Annotated in this window: 21 protein-coding genes and 1 tRNA gene; 5 read left to right on the top strand and 17 right to left on the bottom strand. The window is 22.5% G+C overall.

Going from position 1 to position 23221, the window contains the following annotated elements; translation table 4 throughout:
* Nucleotides 1-85: 85 nt before the first annotated feature.
* From aspS to EXC65_RS03850, 6 genes are all read right to left on the bottom strand, one after another.
* Complete coding sequence (gene aspS, locus EXC65_RS03875) at nucleotides 86-1801, bottom strand: aspartate--tRNA ligase (RefSeq protein WP_129720172.1); 1716 nt, start codon at nucleotides 1799-1801, stop codon at nucleotides 86-88.
* Nucleotides 1788-3044, bottom strand: coding sequence for a histidine--tRNA ligase (hisS, locus tag EXC65_RS03870; RefSeq protein WP_129720171.1), 1257 nt, complete (start codon nucleotides 3042-3044; stop codon nucleotides 1788-1790). Before hisS ends, aspS begins: the two co-directional genes overlap by 14 nt.
* 23 nt (nucleotides 3045-3067) lie before the next feature.
* Nucleotides 3068-5671, bottom strand: a complete 2604-nt coding sequence (gene secDF / locus EXC65_RS03865) for a protein translocase subunit SecDF (protein ID WP_232018838.1) — start codon at nucleotides 5669-5671, stop codon at nucleotides 3068-3070.
* Between the two features lie 69 nt (nucleotides 5672-5740).
* Nucleotides 5741-6694, bottom strand: coding sequence for a Holliday junction branch migration DNA helicase RuvB (gene ruvB / locus EXC65_RS03860; RefSeq protein ID WP_129720170.1), 954 nt, complete (start codon nucleotides 6692-6694; stop codon nucleotides 5741-5743).
* On the bottom strand, nucleotides 6672-7304 hold the full coding sequence (gene ruvA / locus EXC65_RS03855) for a Holliday junction branch migration protein RuvA (protein ID WP_129720169.1): 633 nt from the start codon (nucleotides 7302-7304) through the stop codon (nucleotides 6672-6674). The genes ruvB and ruvA overlap by 23 nt, the downstream gene beginning before the upstream one ends.
* A 94-nt stretch (nucleotides 7305-7398) precedes the next feature.
* Nucleotides 7399-8253, bottom strand: coding sequence for a DegV family protein (locus EXC65_RS03850; RefSeq protein ID WP_129720168.1), 855 nt, complete (start codon nucleotides 8251-8253; stop codon nucleotides 7399-7401).
* A 71-nt stretch (nucleotides 8254-8324) separates the two neighbouring features.
* Here EXC65_RS03850 and tyrS point away from each other — a divergent pair, with 71 nt between their 5' ends.
* Genes tyrS through EXC65_RS03830 form a run of 4 tightly spaced genes read left to right on the top strand, consistent with a single transcriptional unit; the run spans nucleotide 8325 to nucleotide 14321 of the window.
* Nucleotides 8325-9575, top strand: coding sequence for a tyrosine--tRNA ligase (gene tyrS, locus EXC65_RS03845; protein ID WP_129720167.1), 1251 nt, complete (start codon nucleotides 8325-8327; stop codon nucleotides 9573-9575).
* A gap of 17 nt (nucleotides 9576-9592) precedes the next feature.
* A complete protein-coding gene (gene ptsP, locus EXC65_RS03840) occupies nucleotides 9593-11326 on the top strand; it encodes a phosphoenolpyruvate--protein phosphotransferase (protein ID WP_129720166.1) in 1734 nt (577 codons plus the stop codon).
* Nucleotides 11327-13141: a M3 family metallopeptidase gene (locus tag EXC65_RS03835; RefSeq protein ID WP_129720165.1), complete on the top strand. Its 1815-nt coding sequence runs from the start codon at nucleotides 11327-11329 to the stop codon at nucleotides 13139-13141.
* Nucleotides 13142-13178: 37 nt separating this feature from the next.
* The gene (locus tag EXC65_RS03830) at nucleotides 13179-14321 is read left to right on the top strand and encodes an amidohydrolase family protein (protein WP_129720164.1); all 1143 of its coding nucleotides are present in this window, start codon (nucleotides 13179-13181) and stop codon (nucleotides 14319-14321) included.
* A 61-nt stretch (nucleotides 14322-14382) separates the two neighbouring features.
* On the opposite strand, the gene nusG is transcribed toward EXC65_RS03830, so the two are convergent.
* Genes nusG through EXC65_RS03785 form a run of 9 tightly spaced genes read right to left on the bottom strand, consistent with a single transcriptional unit; the run spans nucleotide 14383 to nucleotide 21843 of the window.
* Complete coding sequence (gene nusG / locus EXC65_RS03825; RefSeq protein WP_129720163.1) at nucleotides 14383-14964, bottom strand: transcription termination/antitermination protein NusG; 582 nt, start codon at nucleotides 14962-14964, stop codon at nucleotides 14383-14385.
* A gap of 2 nt (nucleotides 14965-14966) precedes the next feature.
* Nucleotides 14967-15173 (bottom strand): preprotein translocase subunit SecE, encoded by a 207-nt coding sequence (gene secE / locus EXC65_RS03820; protein WP_129720162.1) that lies wholly within the window; start codon nucleotides 15171-15173, stop codon nucleotides 14967-14969.
* Nucleotides 15173-15316 (bottom strand): 50S ribosomal protein L33, encoded by a 144-nt coding sequence (gene rpmG / locus EXC65_RS03815; protein WP_129720161.1) that lies wholly within the window; start codon nucleotides 15314-15316, stop codon nucleotides 15173-15175. Before rpmG ends, secE begins: the two co-directional genes overlap by 1 nt.
* 34 nt (nucleotides 15317-15350) lie before the next feature.
* Nucleotides 15351-15872: a sigma-70 RNA polymerase sigma factor region 4 domain-containing protein gene (locus EXC65_RS03810; protein WP_129720160.1), complete on the bottom strand. Its 522-nt coding sequence runs from the start codon at nucleotides 15870-15872 to the stop codon at nucleotides 15351-15353.
* Nucleotides 15873-15880: 8 nt separating this feature from the next.
* Nucleotides 15881-16558, bottom strand: a complete 678-nt coding sequence (gene rlmB, locus EXC65_RS03805) for a 23S rRNA (guanosine(2251)-2'-O)-methyltransferase RlmB (protein ID WP_129720159.1) — start codon at nucleotides 16556-16558, stop codon at nucleotides 15881-15883.
* A gap of 47 nt (nucleotides 16559-16605) precedes the next feature.
* Complete coding sequence (gene cysS, locus EXC65_RS03800; RefSeq protein ID WP_129720158.1) at nucleotides 16606-17808, bottom strand: cysteine--tRNA ligase; 1203 nt, start codon at nucleotides 17806-17808, stop codon at nucleotides 16606-16608.
* A 12-nt stretch (nucleotides 17809-17820) separates the two neighbouring features.
* The gene (locus EXC65_RS03795) at nucleotides 17821-18507 is read right to left on the bottom strand and encodes a YgjP-like metallopeptidase domain-containing protein (RefSeq protein WP_129720157.1); all 687 of its coding nucleotides are present in this window, start codon (nucleotides 18505-18507) and stop codon (nucleotides 17821-17823) included.
* The gene (locus EXC65_RS03790) at nucleotides 18500-19168 is read right to left on the bottom strand and encodes a hypothetical protein (protein WP_129720156.1); all 669 of its coding nucleotides are present in this window, start codon (nucleotides 19166-19168) and stop codon (nucleotides 18500-18502) included. Before EXC65_RS03790 ends, EXC65_RS03795 begins: the two co-directional genes overlap by 8 nt.
* A 32-nt stretch (nucleotides 19169-19200) precedes the next feature.
* Nucleotides 19201-21843 carry a hypothetical protein gene (locus EXC65_RS03785; protein WP_129720155.1) on the bottom strand — a complete coding sequence of 881 codons (2643 nt, stop codon included), beginning with the start codon at nucleotides 21841-21843 and terminating at the stop codon, nucleotides 19201-19203.
* Nucleotides 21844-21884: 41 nt separating this feature from the next.
* On the opposite strand from EXC65_RS03785, the gene EXC65_RS03780 reads away from it, so the two are divergent.
* Nucleotides 21885-21970 (top strand) — tRNA-Leu (locus EXC65_RS03780).
* A gap of 51 nt (nucleotides 21971-22021) precedes the next feature.
* Here EXC65_RS03780 and greA read toward each other — a convergent pair.
* Together greA and EXC65_RS03770 are read right to left on the bottom strand one after the other, a co-directional pair.
* Nucleotides 22022-22513 (bottom strand): transcription elongation factor GreA, encoded by a 492-nt coding sequence (greA, locus tag EXC65_RS03775; protein WP_129720154.1) that lies wholly within the window; start codon nucleotides 22511-22513, stop codon nucleotides 22022-22024.
* Between the two features lie 43 nt (nucleotides 22514-22556).
* Nucleotides 22557-23219 carry a BC85_0335 family putative methyltransferase gene (locus tag EXC65_RS03770; RefSeq protein WP_129720153.1) on the bottom strand — a complete coding sequence of 221 codons (663 nt, stop codon included), beginning with the start codon at nucleotides 23217-23219 and terminating at the stop codon, nucleotides 22557-22559.
* Between the last annotated feature and the right edge of the window lie 2 nt (nucleotides 23220-23221).

Raw genomic sequence — 23221 nt, 5'->3', positions numbered from 1 at the left:
TAAATAGTTTTTTTACACTAAAAAAGTTTAAAAAAATAAAAAAATAGGAAAAATGAATTTCCTAGTATTTTTTTATAATTATTTATTAGTGTTTATTTTCTTTAATTTTTAAAAAATATTCTTCCAGTTGTTCTTTTGTAATGGCTGAAGGGGAATCAATCATTAAATTAATTCCTTTTGAATTCACAGGAAAAGGAATTACATCTCTTATAGATTCTGAATTTGTTAAAATCATAATTAATCTATCAAGACCAAAAGCTATCCCACCATGAGGTGGAACACCATATTCTAAAGCCTTTAAAAAGAAACCAAACTGGGATTGCATTGTTTTTTCAGTCATAGAAATTATTTCAAACATTGATTTTTGTATTTCAGAATCATTAATTCTAATTGAGCCCCCAGCTATTTCAAAGCCATTTAAAACTAAATCATATGCTTTCGCTCTTGCTAAATGTGGTTTTTCTTTATAAAACTTTAAAGATTCTTCTTGAAACATTGTAAAAGGGTGGTGTGCTGCGCTATAACGCTTAGCTTCTTCATCATATTCAAACATTGGCCAATTCACTATTCAAGCAAATTTATATGTATTTTTATTTTCACCTATCAAATCAAACATAGTTCCTAATTCATTTCTTAAAGCCCCTAATGACTGACATGTGTTTTCATAAGTGTCATTAACTAAAAACAGAGTACCATTTTTAAATTTATTTTTAGTAATAAAATTTTGAATTTTTTCAAAATTTTGAATTTTAAAAGAGGCAAAAGTTATTTCTTGATTTTTAATTGTTAAATATAAAAGTCTATTACCTTTATTTTTTCTTGTAATTTCATCTAAATGTTTAAATTGTTTTTTATTAATTTCATAATTTTCTAAAAAAATTGTTTTTGTTGTTGTGTTGCTAAATAAAAATTCATTTTTATCAAAAAGTTCATCTGCTTTTATTAATTTATTTTCAAATCTTAAATCGGGTTTATCTGAACCATAATTTTCAATAGCATCATCATAATTAATTTTTAAAAATGGTACTTTGATTTTAATATTCAATTTTTCAAAAAGATAAAACATCATTTTTTCAACAAATTCTTGTATATCTTTCTCATCAACAAATGACATTTCCATATCTAGTTGATAAAATTCAAATTGACGATCTTTTCTTAAATCTTCGTCTCTAAAAACTTTTGCAAATTGGTAATATTTTTCAAAACCAGATACCATTAATATTTGTTTAAATAACTGTGGTGATTGAGGAAGAGCAAAAAATTGACCTTCTTTTCTTGTAGGAACCAAAAAATCTCTTGCACCTTCAGGTGTAGATTTAGATAAAATAGGTGTTTCAATATCTATAAAATCATTTTCATCTAAAAAATCTCTCAAATGTTTAAATACACGGTGTTTAAAAATAATATTATTTTTTAACTTATCTCTTTTTAAGTCTAAAAATCTATATTTTAATCTTAACTCTTCTGAAACATTAATATCATCATTAATTTCAAAAGGTAATTCCTTTGATTTAGATAATAATTGAATATTTGAAGCAGAAACTTCAATTTGACCTGTTGCAATATTGTTGTTATAGCTTTTTCTTTCTAAAACAATACCTTCAACTTTAATTATAGATTCTTTTGTTAAAGTAATGTTAATTTGTTCAGGATCATAAACTACTTGAGTAATACCTCACCTATCTCTTAAATCTAAAAAAAACATTTTTTTAAATTTTCTTATATTGTGCACTCAGCCATATAAAGTAACATTTTCATTTACATTTTTTATTCTTAATTGATTATTATTAATTGTTTTCATTTTTACCTTTAATTTTTTTTAATTCATTAAATGTTATTATATGTTTATCAAATGTTTTTAAATTTTTAATTGTTAGCTCTGAATTAGTTTGATTTTTTTCGATAAAAACAATAAACTCTGAATTTAAATTTCTTGCATTCTCAAAAAGTTTTTTCAAATTTAAAGCTTTTTTATTAAATTCTACATTGTATTTTAAATTTCTTAATTCATTAACAACTTTTAATAAAAAATCATATTCATTTTCATTAACCACTGCCACAAAATAATCTACTTTTTTTTCAAAATTTAATTCAGAATTTGTTTTCATAATTTCAAGAACTCTATCTACTCCAACAGCAAAACCTATTGCTGATATATCAGGACCATTTAAATTTGAAAATAGATTATTATATCTTCCACCACCTATTATTGTACTTTTAGCACCTAAAGCATTAGAAGTAGACACAAACTCAAAAACTATTTCATCATAATAATCTAGTCCTCTAACTAATGAATAGTCTTTTTCAAAAGGGATTTGAAATTTATTTAAAAGTAATTTTAAATCATTAAAATAACTTATAGATTCTTGATTTAAAAAATCAATAATTTTAGGAGCTTTTTTAACAAAATCTTTTTCTTGTTCTGTTTTATCATCTAATATTCTTAATGGATTTTTTTCTAATCTTTTTAATGAAATTTCACTTAATTCATTTTTATAATTTTGGAAATATTTTTTAAGAGCATTAATGTATGCTTTTTTTTCTTCTTTTGTTCCTAAATAATTAATTTTTAAAGTAAAATCATCTACTTTTAATTCTTTTAAAAAACAAAAAGCTAAATTTATGATTTCAAAATCTAGGTAAACATTTTTTTCTCCTAAAAATTCTGCACCTGCTTGGTAAAATTGCCTAAATCTACCTTTTTGTGGTCTTTCATATCTAAACATTGGGCCAAAATAATGAAATTTTTTATTTTTAAAATAAAGTTTATTTTCAATAATAGCTCTAACAGCTGGAGCAGTTCCTTCTGGTCTTAAAGCTAATTGCCGATTTGACTTATCTTTAAAAACATACATTTCTTTATTTACAATATCAGATTCTTCACCTGAGGTTCTGTAAAATAAATTATAATTTTCAAAAATTGGTGTTTCTATAAAAATTGAATTATATGAATTTAATTTTTGAAAAAAAACTTTTCTAATTTTTTCAAAAATTAATGATTCTTTTTCAAATAAATCTCGAGTTCCTTTAACTTTAAAATACATAATTTCCTTTTTTATTCAAAAAATTACTTATTAAAATCATTGATAGCAGTAAATGTTTGTTCGTTAATTTTTTGAGTATTTCAGTAGTTTTTATCAATTCTTTTTTTCTTATTTTTGTTTCTTATTATTTCAACAAATAATCAAATATTTGTTGCTACAAATAAAGATGAAAAAGTTCCAAAAGATATTCCAACTAATAAAGCAATATTAAAGAAAATATTTGTAGAATCTTTAAATATCATTAGCACAATTATTATTGTAATTGTTGTTAAAGAAGTGAAAATAGATCTTTTTATTGTGTCTTTTATTGCATTATTTACGATAAGTTTTAATTCTGTTTTATCATAATAATTTTTGTATTCTAACTTGGATGTTAATTCTTTTATTCTATCAAATACAACAATTGTATCATTAATTGAATATCCTATAATTGATAAAATACCTGCTACAAAAATTGGTGAAATTGTTAGTCTTGTAAGTGTGAAAAATAGAAGAACTATAATAACATTTAAAGTTAATGATAAAATAGCAGCGATTGAAAAAGTTCATTGCATTCTTATTAAAATATACACTGAAACAACAGCTAATGCAATTAAAACAGAGGTAAATGCATTTTTAACTAAATTTCTTGCTTCATCAGAAGAAATACTATAATTTATTGTTTTAATATTGTCAAAATTATCATTTAATTTATTATTAATTAAAGTTAAATTATTAGTAATTTCTTGTTGTGTTTTCACCACAATTTGATAAAAATCATTAATTGAATCAACTTTATTAATCGAAATATCATTAGCATTAGCAATAAGTTGTTCTCTAACTAAAAAATCTTTTATATTATTAGCTTTTTCAAATGATAATCCGCCTATGTCTAGATTTTGTGTTTCAATCAATAAATTAGTACCCCCACTAAATTCAAGTGATAAAACAAAACCTCCAAATATTTTTTTATTAATTATACCAAAAATTATAAAAACAATTAAAGATATTACAACAAAGGCTAAAATAGCAAACATAAAGTATTTAGTCTTAGAATTATAATTCGGTCTTTCCCAAACACTAACATAACCTTCTGAATAATATTTAATATATTTTTTATTAACACCTAATAATCATAATCTTTTGTTAAAAACACCGGTTTTAACTAAAATGTTTGTCATTTGCCTTGTAAAAAATAGCATCATTAGCAATGTGAAGAAAATAGAGAATATAAGAGTTATAGCAAAAGATTTAATTTCTTTTGTTCCAAAGAAAAATAAAACAATAGCAACTAAAAATGTAGTAATATTGGAATCCATAATCGTGCTAAAAGATAATTTATTTGAGTGTGCATTTGCCTTTATCGTGCTTGATTTATTATAAATTTCTTTTTTTAATCTTTCGAACGAAATAATATTGGCATCAACAGACATTCCTATCCCAATAATTAAAGCAGCAATAGATGATGGTGAATATTCACCACGAACTATTGTAAAAAACAATAAAGTTAAAAAGATATATAAACTTAGTGAAATTGTAGTTAATACACCTAATAACCCATAATTTATTATCATAAAAATAGCAATTAAAACAATTGAAATAGCACCAGCAATTAAAGCTAAATTAAAAGAATTTTCCCCTAGTTCTTTTTGAACAAATGAAGAAGATAAAAATTTTAATGAATAATCATCTATACCATAATTAATGTTTAATGCTAATTGTTTAGCTTCAGCATTTGTAAATTTACCTTGAATTACAAATGTTTCACCTGATAAAGAAGTGGCAACAGATGCTGATGATACTAAATAATTTTTAGCATTGATTTCACTCTCTTTTAATGTTGGTGTTAAATTTTTATTTCCTTCTGTAGATTTAATTAAACTTTCATTTACATGAGCAAACACATAAGGATCAAATCCGGAATTTTTTCATTGTTCTGGAAAATCATCCGCAGCTTTTAATAAATAATTTTTGTAATTTTGTCAAATTAAAATTACATTATTAGGTTGTTCTGAAATGAATTTTGTTGCTTTAGTTCATTCAAGTCTAGCTTTTTTATCTTCTAAACTAATTTGAATTTGATGTCCTCCATTTTGATCTAATTGTTCTTTTGCAGAACCTTGTTTAAATGGTGGAACATATAAAGATTCATCTAAATTTTCAATTTCATCTTTATTACTAAAATCAATTTTAATATCATTCCTAAAAACCCCATTATAAAAAATAGGGTTTCCATTTATATCAGTTAAAATTATTCTTTGCTTTGAAATTATTTCATTAACAAAATTATTAATTTCATCATTTGTTTCAATCCCACTTCTTGAAACTCTTATTCTACCTTCACCCTCAATAGAAACTTGAGTACCATTCAGTCCGCCATCACCAGCTAATCTTTCAAAAATCGCTTTATCAACACGGCTTAATTTCTCATCAGAAATTTTTGTTTTATCATTTGTTTTTGAATCAACTACTTGAATCAAAACTTCTGCGCCACCACCATATTCAATAGATTTGTTGATGTTTTTTGAAACATAGTAATTTGAACCCAAAAATATTGATGTAAAAGCAAAAGAAAAAGTGAAAAAGAGAATCAATCATCTTTTTCAATTTTTTGGTGAAAAAATTTTACTTAAAAATCTTTTAATCATAATAATATTATAGTTTTAAATTATATTATAAATTTAAGAAAAAATAAAAAAATTTCAATATTTTTTAAACTAAAAATTATTTTTTATTATGTATTCACAACCCTGATAAGTAATTTTTCTTCCTTTGCTAGTTTTCTCTATTAAATTTAATTCTAATAATTTGGGTTCAATATTATTAATTAAATTTTCTTTTGATTCTTTTAAAATACCTGATAATACATTCAATGAAACACTTTTATTTTTAAAAACATCATTTAAAAGTTTTAAATATTCAAGATGTAAATTTGTTAAACCGTATTTATAAAGTCCGATATTTTCTAATGTTTTATCAATTATTTCTTTTTCAATCAATGTTGCATTTTCATATATAGAAAAATCTCTTATTCTTTTTAAGAGGTTTATCGCAATTCTAGGTGTGCAATTAACAAATGTAATTAAATAGTGAATTCATTCTAAACTTATTTTTAATTTTAACATTATTAATGTGTTTTTGAAGATTTGAACCATTTCATTATTATTATAAAAATTTAATTTACCAACAAAGCCAAAACGATCTTTTAAAGGTTGTGAGATTTTATCAACTTTTGTAGTGGCTCCTATAATTGTAAATGTCGGTAATTTCATTCTCATAATTTTACTTTCGCCTTCTAAACCGATTTGAACATCTATAACATATTCTTCCATTGCAGTATAGAATAATTCTTCAATATTTTTATTTATTGAATGTATTTCATCAATAAAAATAATATCCCCTTTTTTTATAGAGCTGAATATAGTTAAAATATCTGATTTTTTTTCCACTAGCGAGCCTTGAATAAATTTAATATTGCTATTTATTTCTGCTGAAATTATTTTAGCTAAAGTGGTTTTTCCAAGACCTGGTGGACCATATAGTAATATATGATCTAGTGGTTTGTTTCTTTTTTTTGATGAATTTATTAAAACTTTTAATGTTTTAACTATTTTTTCTTGACCAATAAATTCTTTAAAATTTTTAGGTCTAATTTCTAAATTCTCTTGCACTTGAAATTATTTTTATTGCTTCTTCTACTAATAATTCAAAATTATCATTTGGTTTGATGCTAGAAATTGCTAGATCAATTTGCTTAGTTTTAAAGCCTAAAATTTTTAATGTATCTTTTAATTCAAAAGCAACTTTGTCATCTAAATTATTTTTATTTATATTAATTATGTTATCTATTTCATTGGTATTTGGTAAATTTTTTGAATAATTTTGTAACACTTTTAAATATTTATTTTGAAATTGAAAAACAATTTGTTTGGCAATTTTATTGCTAATATAAGGGATTTTTGCTATTTTTTCTTCATTGCCTTCTGAAATTAATAGTGAGCATTTTTCTCAACCCTCTTTTAAAAAAGATAAAGCGACTTTGGGTCCAATTCCATTAATTGAAAGTAAATCTTCAAACAATATTCTTTCTTTCATATTATCAAAACCATAAGTTGTTTTTGTATATTCATTTTCTCAATTAAAAACAAAAACTTTTCTTACTTCACCTTTATTATAAATTTCAGTATTTGCTACATAAATAATATAGCCTATTCCACCTTTATCTAAAATAATATAATTTTTATTTTTTGAAACAATTTTTCCTATTTTATAAATTTCCATTTTTCCTCCAAAACAAAATAGTTTTTTTAAAAAAAATTCTAAAAAAATAAATAAAAATAGGAAAAAATGTTTTTTTTATAAAAAAGCTTGGGCTTTAAGAGAATATTTTTGTAGCTTCTTCTATTTCATCTTCTGTTCAGTTTACATGAACTAAAACAACAGCTTCAACTCATGTATGAATTGAAACAACATTAGGAATTTTAAAAATTTGAATTTTGTTATGTGAGATATCTTGCAATTTAGCTTTTAAATCGTTTATTTCTGGATTGTTTGAATGAATAAGAAATGTTTTGTAATTTGGATTTTGCTCATAAACTTCTTTATATGTATTTATAAGAGCTCTATGAAAAATTCTTCCTTTACCTCTTTTTTCTAAAGCTCCTTCTTTAAATTGAATAATAGGAACAATTTTTAATAGTTTTGCAATAGAAGCAGCGGAAGGTGATAATCTACCACCTCTCACTAATGCATCATTATATTTCGGAACTAAACAAACATCACCTTCAAAATTTTCTTCTAACTTTTGAAGTGCTTCTGTTAAAGGCGTGTTGTTTTTTAAATTATTTTTAAATCTTATAATGTCTAAAATTATTAATGCTGATATTTTGTTAGATTTTACAACATGAACTTTTTCATCATTAGCAAAAGCAGCTGCTAAATTAGAATATTGTGATGAAAGTTTATGACTGATTGGATATATAATAATTTTGTCATATTCTTTTTTTAATTTTTCAATAAGTTCTAAAGCCATTCCAATTGGCGTTGCTGAAGTAAAAACTTTAGAGTTTTTATTAATTAAACCAAAAACTTCTTCAGAAACTAAATCAACTCCATCTAAATATTCTTTATCATCTATATTTATACAAAGTGGTAAATAGTATAAATTGTGTTTTTGTGCTTCTTCTTTTGTTAGGCCTGTTGATGAATCAATTATAATTGCTATTTTCATAATTAATGTATTATAACAATTTTTTTGTTTTATAATATTGATTATATTATTAAAGATTTTAGAAAGTAATTATGAAACAAAAAAAAGAATTCTTAAAAGAACTAAAAAATAGAGGTATTTTAAACAATATTTCTAGTGAAGAAAAATTTTTAAATTTAAAAAATTTTGAAGGAATTTATGCTGGTTTTGATCCAACGGCTATTAGTTTACATTTGGGAAATTATATCCAAATTTGTACTTTGAAAAGATTTCAAAACATTGGGATTAAAATTTTAGCAATTGTCGGTGGAGCAACAGGTATGATTGGTGATCCATCTTTCAAAAGCAAAGAAAGAGTTTTGCTTGACCAAGCTAAACTTTTAGAAAATAAAAATGCTATTATTAAACAATTGCAAAAATTTAATCTAAAAGTTTTTGATAATCTTGAAATTTATAAAGATATGAATGTTTTGGACTTTTTACGTGATGTTGGTAAAAATGTAAATATTAGTTATATGTTAGCTAAAGAATCAATTGCAAATAGAATTGACAAAGGGTTATCATTTACAGAATTTAGTTATCAACTTATTCAATCATGAGACTTTTGTTATTTATATAAACACTTTGATATAAAAGGACAATTAGGTGGTTCTGACCAATGAGGTAATATCACAAGTGGAATTGAAATGATTAAAAAAAATTATGGTGAAGAATCAAATAGTTTTGCTATAACTACAAATTTATTAACAGATAAAAACAATGTGAAATTCGGCAAATCAACAGGGGGTGGTTCGCTTTGATTAGATCCCAAATTAACTTCGCCTTTTATGTTATATCAATTTTTAGTCAACCAAGAAGATTTAGAAGTGGAAAAATTACTAAAATATTTAACATTTTTATCACTAGATGAAATTAGTAATATTATGTTTAGACATGATGAGCAAAAAAAACTCAAAATTGCTCAAAAAACTTTAGCTTTTGAAGTTGTTAAAGATATTCATGGCGCTCAAGAAGCAAATAACGCTATAAAAATTAGTGATATCTTGTTTAACAATCAAGATTTCAGTTTACTAACAACAAATGATTTAGCACAACTAGAAAATGCAATACCATGTTTTAGCGCAACAATGAATGAAAATTTATCTGATTTTTTAATTAAGCATAAAATTGTTGTTTCTAAAAGAGAAATGAGAGAATTTATTGAAAAAAATGCATTAAAATTTAATAATAGTAATATTACTACTGAAAATAATGTATTATTAAACAAGGAATTTGATGGTAAATATTCTTTAATAAAAAAAGGTAAAAAAAATTATTATTTAGTCAAATTTTTAGAAAAATAATTTAATAAGGAGATGAAATGTCACGAATAATTAAAGGAATCGCTGCTTCAAAAGGTATAGCAGTTGCAAAAATTTTTAAAATTGAAGATGAAAACAATGAAGTTGAAAAAGCTTTAGAATTAGTTGATTTAATCGAAAACAAAGAAGAAGAAATTGTAAAATTAGAAAAAGCTATAGAAAAATCTATTTTGCAAATTGAACAAATAAAAGAAAAAGCTTCTAAAACATTATCAAATGAAGAGTTAGAAATTTTTGATGCTCACATTTTGATAGCAAATGACCCAAGTCTTATTGATGAAATGAAAAATTTAATTAATGAAAAAGGGCTTCATTCAGCACATGCTGTTTTTCAAGTTAAAGAATTTCATAGAAAAATGTTTCAAAATTTTGATGATGAATATATGAAAGAACGTGCTGCTGATATTCATGATGTTTGAAACAGAGTTATCAAGAATCTTTTAAATATTGAAATAATTGATTTATCAGCTATTGATCATGAAGTTGTGATTGTTGCTCATGATTTAACACCTTCAGAAACTGCACAATTAAATAAAAAATATGTTAGAGGTTTTTTAACAAACATAGGTGGTAAAACATCACACTCAGCAATTATGGCAAGAACACTTGAAATTCCAGCTATTTTAGGTTTAGAAAATATTACAAAACTTGTTAATAATGTTGATGTAGTTGCTATAAATGGAACAACAGGCGAATTAGTTATTAATCCAACCGAAAAAGAAATTGAAGCATTTCAGCAAAAATATTTTGAATATGAAAACTATAAAAAAGAACTTGAGAAGTTTAGAGATAAAACAACAATTACAAAAGATAGACATAAAGTTATAATCGCTGCAAACATTGGTTCACCAAAAGATAGTGATGCTGCTATTAAATTTGGTGCAGAAGCAATTGGATTATTTAGAAGTGAATTTTTATATATGGATTCAAAAGATTGACCAACCGAAGAGGAACAATTTGAAAATTATGCTAAAGTCTTAAAGGACATGAATAACAAACAAGTTGTTGTTAGAACACTAGATATTGGTGGAGATAAAACTTTAGAATATTTTCAATTCCCATATGAAATGAATCCATTTTTAGGCTATAGAGCTATTAGGTTATCATTGGACAAACAAAATGTATTCAGAGATCAATTAAGAGCATTAATAAGAGCATCAGTTTATGGAAATTTAGCTATTATGTTTCCTATGATTTCAACAGTTGATGAATTTAAAAAAGCTAAAGAAATTTTTGATGATGTAAAACAAGAACTTATTAATGAAGGTTTAATTTTACATAATAAAATTGAAGTTGGTATGATGGTTGAAACACCAGCAGCAGCAGTTTTAACTGAACAATTTTGTCGTTATGCAGACTTTGTTTCAATTGGAACTAATGATTTAATGCAATATTCTATGGCTGCGGATAGAATGAATGAAAAAGTTTCTTATTTATATCAGCCACTAAATCCTTCAATTTTAAGATTAATTAAAATGACAATTGATGGAGCACATAAAGCTGGCAAATGAGTTGGTATGTGTGGTGAAATGGCTGGTGATATTAGTGCTATTCCATTATTACTTGGAATGGGATTAGACGAATTCTCTATGTCTGCATCTTCTATTTTAGAAGCTAGAAAACTTATTTCTGAAATTAATTTTAAAGACGCTCATATTTTAATGCATAAAGCAATTAATGCTGAAAATGAAGTTGAAGTTAAAAAATTAATGAAAGAATTTTTTCAAAAATAAATGATTTTTTACAAAAAATACAAAGATATTCCAAATAAATATAAATTTGACTTAGAAAGTTTAATAAGAAAAAATTCAATTCAAGAAGAAATTGAATTTTTTCTTATTAAAAAAAGAAGAATTTTAGAGTATAGAGACAAAAAATATGAAAGTCCTAAAAATTATTTAGAGTTTTTAAACATTGAAAAAGAAAATAATTTAATTTTTAATAGAATATATAATTATTTATCAAATAAATTAAATGTAAATTTAGTTGATGATAAATTAAATAATTTAATTTTAGAGTTTGAAAATAAATTAAATGATATTTATGAAGAAAATGGTTCAGAAATAAACAAAGAAATGCAAAATATTGAAAAATTAAAACAATGAAGTAAATTAGAGATGTTTAAGTCATATAAAAAATATTTTCTTGAAATTTTCGAAATTCAAAAATATAAATTAGATAGCAAAATAGAAGATTTTTTATTAAAAACAAACAAAGCTGAAGTAAATTTTGAAGATTATTTTAGTAATTTAATAAATGTTGAAATAGATTATGGAAGCATCCAAAAAAATAATAAAAAAATCTTTATTTCAGAAAATAATTTTAATGTTTTGATGACATCAAAAAATGAAAAAATAAGAAAAGAAGTGTTTTATAACTATTACAATAGTAAATACAAACATAAAGAAACATTAAGTAAATTATTAATTGATCATTTTACAAAGATTTCTGTAATGGCAAAAGCAAGAAATTTCAAAACAAGCATTGATTCATTATTAATAGAAGAAAAAATTGATGAAAATATTTTGCAAAATTTATATTCTATAATATCCAAAAATAGTTTTTTATTAAAAAAAATGCGTAAGTACAATGAAATATTTTTTACAAAAAAATTAAAAAGAAAACCAAGAATTTATGATAATTGATTAGACCTTATAAACACAAAAGAAAAATTCACAATAGAAGAAGCACAAAAAATTTTACTTATTGCTTTTGAACCATTGGGTCAAGAATATATATCAATGGTAAAAAAAGCTTTTGATGAAAATTGAATTGATTATCATTCAGCAAAAAATAAAATTTCAGGTGCTTATTCTATTAGTGAAGCTTATGGATTGGATAAAATTTTTATTTTGATGAATTGAGATTACACAATAGATTCAGTTTTTACCTTAGCACATGAACTAGGACATTCACTTCACACATATTTTACTAATAAATCACAATCTTTAGAAAATTCATCATATCCTATTTTTACAGCTGAAATTGCTTCTAGTTTTAATGAATTATTACTTTTTGATTATTTTATAGAAAAAGCTTCAAATTTAAAATTAAGGTTCAAAATTCTATCTAAGTATATTGAAAATTTTTTTGAAATTGTTTATCAATCGACTTTTTGATCAAACTATGAATATGATATATATAATAAAATTGATAAAAATGAAAATATAGGAACTTTTAGTGATTTAGTAGAAATTTACAAAAAAAATGAAAAAAAATATGCAATTAAAAAATCTAGTTTTACAAAAAAATATATTCATGCTGTAGATGTGCCACATTTTTATGCTAATTTTTATTTATGTAAATATGCTTTTGGTTTTTTAATTGCTAGCATTTTTTTTCAAAGATATAAATTAAAAGAAAACAAAATAATGGATAACTATATAAATAATTTTCTAAAATTAGGAGATATTGATTGACCTTTAAATATTTTGAAAAAATCTAAAATTAATTTACATGATGAAAATATTTTTAATTTTGTTTTTAAACAACTCGAAAATTATATAAATGAATACATCACAATAGGTCAAAAAATTTTTAAAAAATAAATATTTGTAATTTAAATAAAAATATTATGGAGAAATTATGATTTATAAAAATGCTTTAATTACTACAAAAGATGAACAATTTTTAGGTTATTTAGAAGTTGATGATAAAGGGACAATAATTAAAATAGGTAGAGGGACAACCAACAAAAAAGGAATTGATTGTAAAAAACTTATTCTCATGCCTGCTTTTATTGACTCACATACACATGGAGGTTATGGATTTTCTTTTCAAGAAATAGTTAATGAAAATTGACAAAATAAATTAGAAAATTACCTTGAAAAAATTCATCAACATGAAGGTGTAGCAGCAGTTAACATAACTACTGTTACTGATACTTGAGAAAATATTTTAAAAATTTCTAAAAATTTATTAAACTTAAAAAATACATCAATTTTAAATTGATATTTAGAAGGCCCTTTTATTTCAAAAGAAAAAAAAGGTGCACATAAAGAAGAATTAATTATTCCTATTGAAGAAAAACATTTAAATGAATTGAATTTAAATAAAAAAATTAAATCAATTATTGCTATTGCTCCTGAAAATAACAATAATGAGTTGTTAAAAAAATTTAAAAAACATTTTTACTATACTATAGGACATTCAAATTGTTATGATTTTTCAAAAAAATTTAATTTAAACACTTTTGATTTTTTTACACATTTTTATAATGGTTGCTCATCTTTTGATCATAGACAAGAATCGCTAGTAAATACTATTTTAAATAATAAACTATCTAAAAATTTTTTAGTTGAATTTATAAGTGATGGAATCCACACTACAAAAGAAATTATTAATTTTACTTATAAAAATATTGATAAAAATAATTTAATTATTATTTCTGACTCTTTATCACCTAAAGGTCTAGAAAATGGCGATTATTGATTAGGACCTTTAGAAATAACTAAAAAAAATGATATTTTTTATTTAAAAAATCAAAATAAAATTGCAGGTAGTGGAATGCCATATAACAAAATACTTAATGTTTTTCATAAAGCGACAAATTGTACATGAAGTGAAATGGTGTTATTTTCTTCTTATAATATAGCTAAAAAATTTAAAAAAACCAATAAATTTGGAACTTTAAAATTAAATCAAAAAGGTAATTTTGTATTAATTGATAAAAATTTTAATATAAAAATGAGTTTTATCAATAACAAACATTACACAAATGAAAATTAGTTTTTAAAAATTTTGTAATAAAAAAGTACATCTGCAATAGATACTGCATTTGTACTTTATTTTATTTTAATTTTAAAATATTGTGGCTAACTTTAGTAGGAGTTTTTTTACCAAAAATTTCTAATGAAACTAATGCTGTTTGTTCTTTGTCATCCACTTCAATAATAGGTCCTTCTTCACCTTTGAAAGGTCCTTCAATAATTTCTACAATAGAGCCTGGTTTGAAAGGGGAATCAATAATACCCATATCATATTTTTTTCACTCTTCTAATTCTTTTTTAAACATTTTATCAATTTGTTTTTGTGATAAAGGAGTTGGTTTGGCACCCTTCCCTGATGAACCAACAAGCCCTGTAACATACTGTGTATTTCTTATTAAAAATCAAGCTTTGTCTGTCATGTGAATTTTTATAAAGATATAACCTTTGTAAAGATTTTCTTTTTTTACTTTAAATTCCTGACCTAAAGCTCTTTTTTGTAATTCTTTTAATGTTAAATGTGGTCTAACAAACATTTTAATTTCTTGACAAATGTCTTCTAGCATCTCTGAACTAACAACATTTCTTAATGATTCAATAACTTTTTCTTCTTTTCCAGAAATAGTTGAAACCATATATCATTTAAAAAAAGTATTATTTTCCATAACTAATTACCAAACCCTACATTTGTTTTGCTTCATAAATATGTTGCTATTATAGATATTATAAAAAAAAGAATAACAAAAAAAACAACAAAAAGTATTGTATATATAAAGCTTTTAGTTGATGTTTGTGCATCAGGCCATTTAATTCTTTTTAATTCTTTAATTCAATTTCTAAGAATATACTTTTTATTTTTAGTTCTTTTTTTCATTATTTCTCTTCCTTGTGTAAAACTTGTGTTTTACATTTTTTACAATATTTTTTAATAATTAATCTTTCTTCTTTAGATTTATTTGTTACGTAATTTTTTGATCTACAATCTACACAACATAAAGTAATTTTTGATTTACTCATAATGTCTAAGAATTATACCATAATATTAATAAATTTATTGATCATTAATATAATTTATAGCTAGTTTTTTTGATGTTTTTATTAAATCATTTATTTTATTAGAACTTATATACAAAAGTTTAGAAATTTGTTTTACTGCAATTTTTTCTACAAAATACATTCATAAAATAGATTTTTTTTCATCTGAAAAATTTTTAAAAAAATCTTTTGTTTCAATTTCTTTAAAATTTAAATATTCAAATTCACTATTAGTCGAAGAATTTTTATAATATAATTTTTCATCTGCATAATCTGATTTATAATTCATAATTTTATGATTACTAGATGTAAATTTCTTACAATATTCTAATAATTTTAAATAAATCCTTTTATATAATCATGCATTTGGGTTATCTGATGGTATTAATAATTTTTGAGATAATAACTTATTTAAAATTCCCAAACCTACTACATATAAATCTTCATATTCAATAGGTATATTTTTAAATAAAAATTTAGCTTTTTTAGCTGCTATTTCAACTAAAGAAATATGTTTTTGAAATAAATTACTCATCATTCCTTTCGCTAATTTATTTTAAAAAGCACTATTCCAACTGCTACAGAAATATTAAGTGATTGAACAGTTCCTTTCATCGGGATATAAACTAACTCATCACACACTCTTTCTACTGCTTTGGTTAACCCATTACCTTCTGAACCAAAAATAATAGCTAATGGTTTATTAAAAAGTACGTCATTAATATTTTTAGATTTTTTAGTTAATGAAGTTCCATAAACTCAATAATTATTTTTTTTAAGTTTAAGAATAGTAGAAACAATAGAAGTAACTTTGATAAATTTCATATTTACAAAACCACCTGAAGATACTTTTAAAACAGTGGGTGTTACATCTACTGAACGATCTTTTGGAAAGATAATATGTTTAATTCCATTAGCATTTGCAGTTCTTATGATTGCTCCAAAATTATGTGGGTCTTGTATATGATCTAAAATAATAACCTCTTTTGCTTTATCTTTAATTATTGTATTTAAGTCATAAAATTTTATATCTAATATTTGAGCAACATAGCCTTGATGATTTTCGGTTGTAAGTTGATTTAAAAATTCATTAGTTACTAGTTTTATTTTAAAATTAGGAAATTCTAAGTGTAATTTGTGATTCGTTGTATAAACTAATGAAATAGGTAAGTTATTTTTTAAAGAATCAATAACAGAATTTTTCCCACAAATAAATTTTTTCATATTTTAATTAAATTTTTACCTTTTTTTATTTTCTTTTTCCTATTTTTTTAAACTAATTTTTTCTTTTGTAATTCTGCTCTTAATTTATCAGCTTCTAAATATTTTTTTGCTTTTAATAATTGTTGTCAATTAGCAAATTTTTCTTTATCTTCACTAGTTGGTAGGTTTTTATAAAAATCAAAACCTAATATATCTAAAAGTTTGATAAAAGTTGCTATCTCGTTTTCTTTTAACAAAATATTTAGTTCAAAATTTGCTATAGAAAATTTTAATTTTAAAAATAAATCTAAAATTTTTTCTAATTTTTCAAAATTTACATCTTGTTTTTTATTTTCTAAAAAATATAGATAATATTTTTTTTTGAAGTTTGTAATCTTGTTTTCTGATGATTTTATTAATTCATGTGTTAAATCAATTGGTGCTGTAATATTTGTAGTTAAAATTATATATCTAAATACATTTGAATCATGTTGTTTTACAAAATCTTTTGCATAAACTACATTTCCTAGTGATTTAGACATTTTTTTACCTTCATAATTTACAAAACCTGTATGAACTCATTGTTTAGTTAAAAAATTATTGGTTAATGAATAATGCTGAATATTTTCATTTTCATGATGTGGAAAAATAAGATCAATCCCTCCCCCATGAATATCAATAGTTTTACCTTTGAAGTGTTTATAAATAAAAACAGAACATTCAGTATGTCAACCTGGACGACCTCTCCCAAAAAATGAATCAAATTGAATACCTTCATATGTTTTTTTTCAAAGTGCGAAATCATGTGGGTTATTTTTTTTATATTCAGTTTCAGTAATAATAGAATTTTCTAATTTTCTATTAGAAATACTCCCATAAACTTTATGTTTTGAAACATCAAAAAAAACATTACCATCAACAAAATACGCATTTTTTGAATTAACCAAAAGTTTAATATAATTTTCAATATCTTTTAAATTTTCTGTAACTTTAACTAATTTAGTTGGTTTTTCAATATTAAATAAACTAAAAAGTTTTAGATATTCATTTGTATAAAATTCACTAATTTCTTTTTCGTCCTTTTGCTCTTGGATTGCTTTGTTAATTATTTTGTCATCTATATCTGTGATATTATGAAGATAATTAATTTGATAATTAAAATATTTTTTTACTCTATTTCATATATCAAAAAACATTACTGTTCGCATATTACCAATATGAACAAAATCATAAACAGTAGGGCCACAAACATATATATTTTCTTTTTTCATAAATTACCTTTTTTATAATAATTGTTTCTTTTTTAATTTTTCTTTCATTTCTTTGAACTCAGGGCAATATTTTTTAACTAATTGTCAAAAATCTTTTGAATGATTTTGAAAAAAATGATGAGCTAATTCATGAATTATTACATAATCAATAATTGTTTTTGAAAATAATAATAATTTATTTGAAAAAATAATATTTTTCTTTTTATAATAATTAGAAGCTCAAGCTGATGTTTTTTTTCTTATAACAACATTATAATTTGCATCTACATTCATTATTTTTTCAAATGTTTGAACTCTTTTTTTTAAATATAATAAAAGTTCATTTTTTAGCAAAGTTTCAATTTTATTTTGCAATTTGCTTTCATCTTGAAGTTTAAATTTCAAAAAATGTCCATTAGAATAAATTAAATATTCTAATTTGTTTTTTTGAATCTTGTAATTGAATTTTTTACCAAATAAATAATAAAAATTATTTTGAGTATCAATAAAATTTGAAATTTTAGATTTATCTAACTCTTTTTTTATTATTTCTAAATTTTTTTCAATAATTTCTTTTATTTTTTTTTCTGATAAATTTACAGGAGACATAAAGTAAATTTTTTCATTTTTAACATAAATTTTATAATTTGGCTTTTTTTGGATTTTGAAATTAATTTCGATTTTTTTATTATTTATTGATATAAAAAAAATTTTATTCATTTTTAGTTAAAAATATATTTCAAAAAACAAAATCCTGTTGTTTAGTTGTTATTCTTTTTTCTAAAAGTTTTTTAAATTCTAAAATTTCATTTTGGGTTTTAACTTGAAGTTGTAAATTTTGTTGCAGTTGTTCAATTGAATTAATAATTTCATTCTCTTTTATAAAAACTAAATGCTTGTATGAATTATTAGTAATATTTATATCTTCAACTTTTTTTGAAAAAACGAGTGCAGAAATAAGTGGTATTTTTTTATCAATAATTTGTTGTACATATGAAATATTTTTTTCTGTTAAAAATAATGGATTTCGCATTTTGTCTTCATATTTTTTTCCTGTATCTCAATAAAAAGCATCTACATCACCTTTGATTGATGAATTTTCATTTACAAATTTAATTAATAATAAAAATTTGTTTGTAATTAATATGCTATCCTGAAAAAACAAATTACCATCTTGTGTCTTAAATAAATTTTTAGGAATAAAAATAAAATTATTTTTTTCAGACCATTTTTTTAAAAGTAAAAAAGAACCCTCTAAATTTTCTCTATTTTCTTTTTTACTTTTTCTTACTTTTTGTATTTTAAGTAACAAAAATAAAATAAAAAAAAGTAAAAATAATAACAAAGAAATTGTGGTAAAAATAATAATTATAATAACCATTGTTTCTCCTTAGTTAAATAAATATGCACTTTTTAATAACTTATTAAATTTTCATAAGCATCTAAATCTGTTGTAATGTTTTTTGTTTTATCTAATCATTGACGTAAAATTGTTTTATTTTTTGATCTTTTAATTGATAATGTATCTAATGATCCAGTTCCATAAACTAAATTACCTTGTGTATTTAATGAATTTTTATCATCAAAAAATCCACCTCATAAAATACCAACTATCTGTCCACTTCTATTTAAAACCATTGAACCAGACATACCCTTACCTGTTTTAATATTAGGTAATATAAAATCAGTTGTATGTGTTTTTAAATCAAATACTTTCTTGTCTTTAATAATATTTTGTTGCCTCAAAATATTATTATCTTTATATACAAAAGCTAATGATTCTTGTTCCACTCATTCATGACCACCTAAATAACCACCTAAATAAAGATTCCCGGGTATTATTACATTTTCTGAATTTTCTTTATTATTTAATGTTTCATTTTCAAAAATAATTTTGTCACTAATTAAAAATTTAGGTTTATTTTTATTGTAATAGTTAACTTGATCTGGAATATTTTGATGTTTTAAAATTCTTGCTCTTTCTGGTTTATTAAAAATATGATAAATTAAATCTAATCCATCACCATAACCATTAAAGCCATTAAAATTATAAACAAATGGATTTCTTACTTTATATTCATAATCATTAGGAAAAGTTATTTCTAATATTGCAAAATCTAAATATTCATTATTTTCATTATTTTCATCAAAAAAAGTAAAAGGTTTTAAATTGCCTCAAAATTCCTCTGATTCTTTTGTTATATAAATAGAATTATTAACCTTTTTTCTTGCTCAAGAATATTTACTTTCATCTAATTTTCTATCAAAACGCCTAAAAACATCACTATATTTAGAGTTATTTGCTTCTTCATAACTTAAAAATGTTGGTATTGTGTCATATTTTGAATTAAATGAATATGAAAATGAACTAACGAGATCACGTTTATTAATTAATTCTGATAAAACATGTAAATTAGTTGCTAGATAATAAGTGTTTGATGGTACTAAATTTCCATTTGCATCTAATTCAAATTTTCTATCAAAAATTCAAGCTGTTCCACTAACTATTGACCGACTTGTTCCGTTTGGATCGTTTACAACATAATTTATAGATAAAGTTCTATTTTTAATGTCTTTAAAAATTTGTTCTTTTGAAAAAGTTTTATCTCCAAAATTACTTACAATACTTTTTGAATATTGATTTTCATTAGGATTTAAAGGAATAAATAATTCATACTCTTCACCAGATGCATTATGGAAAACAAAAGTTATTTTTTTTGTTTCTTTTTCAAAGTTAAAGTTAAAAATTGTCAAATATTTATGCGCAGAACTATTAGATTCTAAATAGTTAAAGAAATGCTTTTCAAAATCAGGTCCATTTACATAATTTCTGATGTGTTCACCAATCATTTTATATCTTAATGTTTTGTCTTTGAAATTTAAACTATAAATTGCTAGATCAGTTTTATTTGCCAAATTAATATTTTTATTAATCTCATTTTTATTTGTTTTTGTTAGATTAAATATATTTTTTGAAATCTCATTAAAACTAAAAACATCAAATTTAAATATCCTTGAAAAATTTAGATATTTTACTTTTATTAATAGAACACCATTTTGATCATAATAACTAGAAGCACTATTTCAAACACTTAATTTATAATTTTCAGCTAAAAAAATAGATTTCTTTTTTTGTATATCAAATTTTTCTGCAAGTTTTCCTGAGTCTAATTCTTTAAAACTTGTACTAAAATATTTTGCATTTTCTAATTTTAAATTTAATGCAAAATTTGCATCACTCAATGGATTTTTATCCTCATTAATTATAGTAAAATTAACATTAGAAAGTTTAGCAAGATTTTGGAATTTCTCTTTTGTTAATTTATCTTCTATTTCATAAGAATATCAAAAGACACCATTTTTATCTATATGATTAAATTCAAAATTAAAAAATAACAAATTGTCTTTTTCATATGTATTGCTATTTTTTTTAGTAAGTATAGATTTATCTATTTCAAAGTAATCTCAAAAATTTTCTTTTAAATCAGAATATTGAAAAACTTTTTTATTATTATTTGACTTTTCTTTAATTAATTCTTGAGAAAATAATTTTTTTAATTTATTTTTATATTGAAAACTTTTGTTTTTATTAGATTTAAAACCTGATACAGTATAAATTTTTTTAAAAAGAGTTTCATTAAAAATTGGTTTTTGAACCTCTAATTCAATTTGAATTGTCCCATTGTCATCATTTTTTGAACCTGGCACAATTTTAGGTAATAAATTAAAATCATTGATCTTGTTATTTCAATCAGGATCAATGCTATAAACTAAAAAATTATTTAAATTATTTTGTTCTCTTATTAAATCATCAACCGTAAAATCTTGATTTTGAATTCTCGGTCTTTTGTTTGTAGCTAAAGAAATTCCGATAATTGCTTTATCAAAATCTTGTGTAGAAACTGGATCTTCATCTACTGGTTTTGGAATTATAATACTACTTGGAGGGTCTTTAAAAATACCAAAACAACTAGTTAAAATTAATGAACTAGTTGTGAACATTAAACTAAATAAAATTAGTATTTTTTTAATAAATCAATATTTTTGCTTTTTCATTATTATTTTTTAAAATTTCTTTGTTATAATATAAAGACTATGGCTCATTGGTGAAATGGCAGACACGGTAGACTCAAAATCTTCTGCAAGTGATTGCGTATCGGTTCAAGTCCGATATGAGCCACCATTTATTCTATGGGATGCCAATAAAATATTAAACAGCTTTTTTAAAGCTGTTTTATTTTGTAATTTTTACAATTTTTACTTGATATTTAGTAGGAGCATAAACCTCTACAATATCACCTACTTTATGGTTTAAAATAGCATTAGCTAAAGGTGAAAGGTTGGAAATTTTATGATTAAAAGGATCCACATCAAGCGAACCAACAATTTTTATTTCTAATTCATCTTTGCTGTATAAATTTGTATTTTCTAAAATTTTAATTTTTACTGTTGAACCAATAGAAACAATGTTTTTAGTAGAAACCTCTTGAATAACTTTAGAATTAGCTATTATATATTCAAGTTCACTAATTCTTCCTTCAATAATACCTTGCTTTTCTCTTGCGGCATCATATTCAGCATTTTCTGATAAGTCACCCTGATTTCTAGCTACTTTTATTTCTTCTATAACTTTTGGACGCTCTATTTTTACTAAATTGTCTAGTTCATTTTTTAATTGTTCTAAACGTTCTTTAGACATTAAAAATTCATCATTTTTACTTTTCATTTTTTTCTACCTTTCTTTAATATAAATATTATTTTAAATTTTACTAAATTTTAGCAATTACTAAAAGATAATAATTACCATTTTTGTAAAATTGATGCTTTATCATTTTGTTGCTAATTTTTTTACCTAGTTCTAAAGACATTTTTTTATTAAATTTTTCTTTAAAAACTAACATTCCGCGATGTGTTAATTGTTTATAGAAAAAATCAATTGCATTTTCATCTTTTGGGAAAAAATCTAAATAAATAAAATCAAAAGTATTTTCTGGAATTTTTTCAAATTCTATTTTTTGTTCTACTTTAATTTTTTGTTTAGTTTTATCAATTATTTTATTAAATTCATCAAACTGTTTTTGACTAACAAATTCTTTATCACAATAATAATTCTCAAGGTTTGCTAATTGAAAATTAGTTACTAAAAAAGCATATAAATTCTTTTCCAAAAAGAAATTTTTTTTATATTTATTGTGCAAAATAGTGTTTAAAACAAATTCAAAATCTTCCTGCAACCAGTTGCTATTATTAATCAAGTCTAAAAAAATTGGATCAATTTTTATAGGATTGGGATTTTCAAATTTCTTCATTTGTTTTTTATATTCTTGTTGTTTTTGTTTGGCTTTAGATCTTAAAAAAAAGTATGCTGCAAAACCAAAAAACAAAACTACAAAAATTGATGCTATTAAAATTCATCTTAGTGTTGCGTTCATAA

This window comes from Mesomycoplasma neurolyticum, from assembly GCF_900660485.1.
Taxonomy (GTDB): Bacteria; Bacillota_I; Bacilli_A; order Mycoplasmatales; family Metamycoplasmataceae; genus Mesomycoplasma_A; species Mesomycoplasma_A neurolyticum.
The sequence above is the reverse complement of the archived record's forward strand: the minus strand, read 5'-3'. Positions and strand labels throughout refer to the sequence as shown.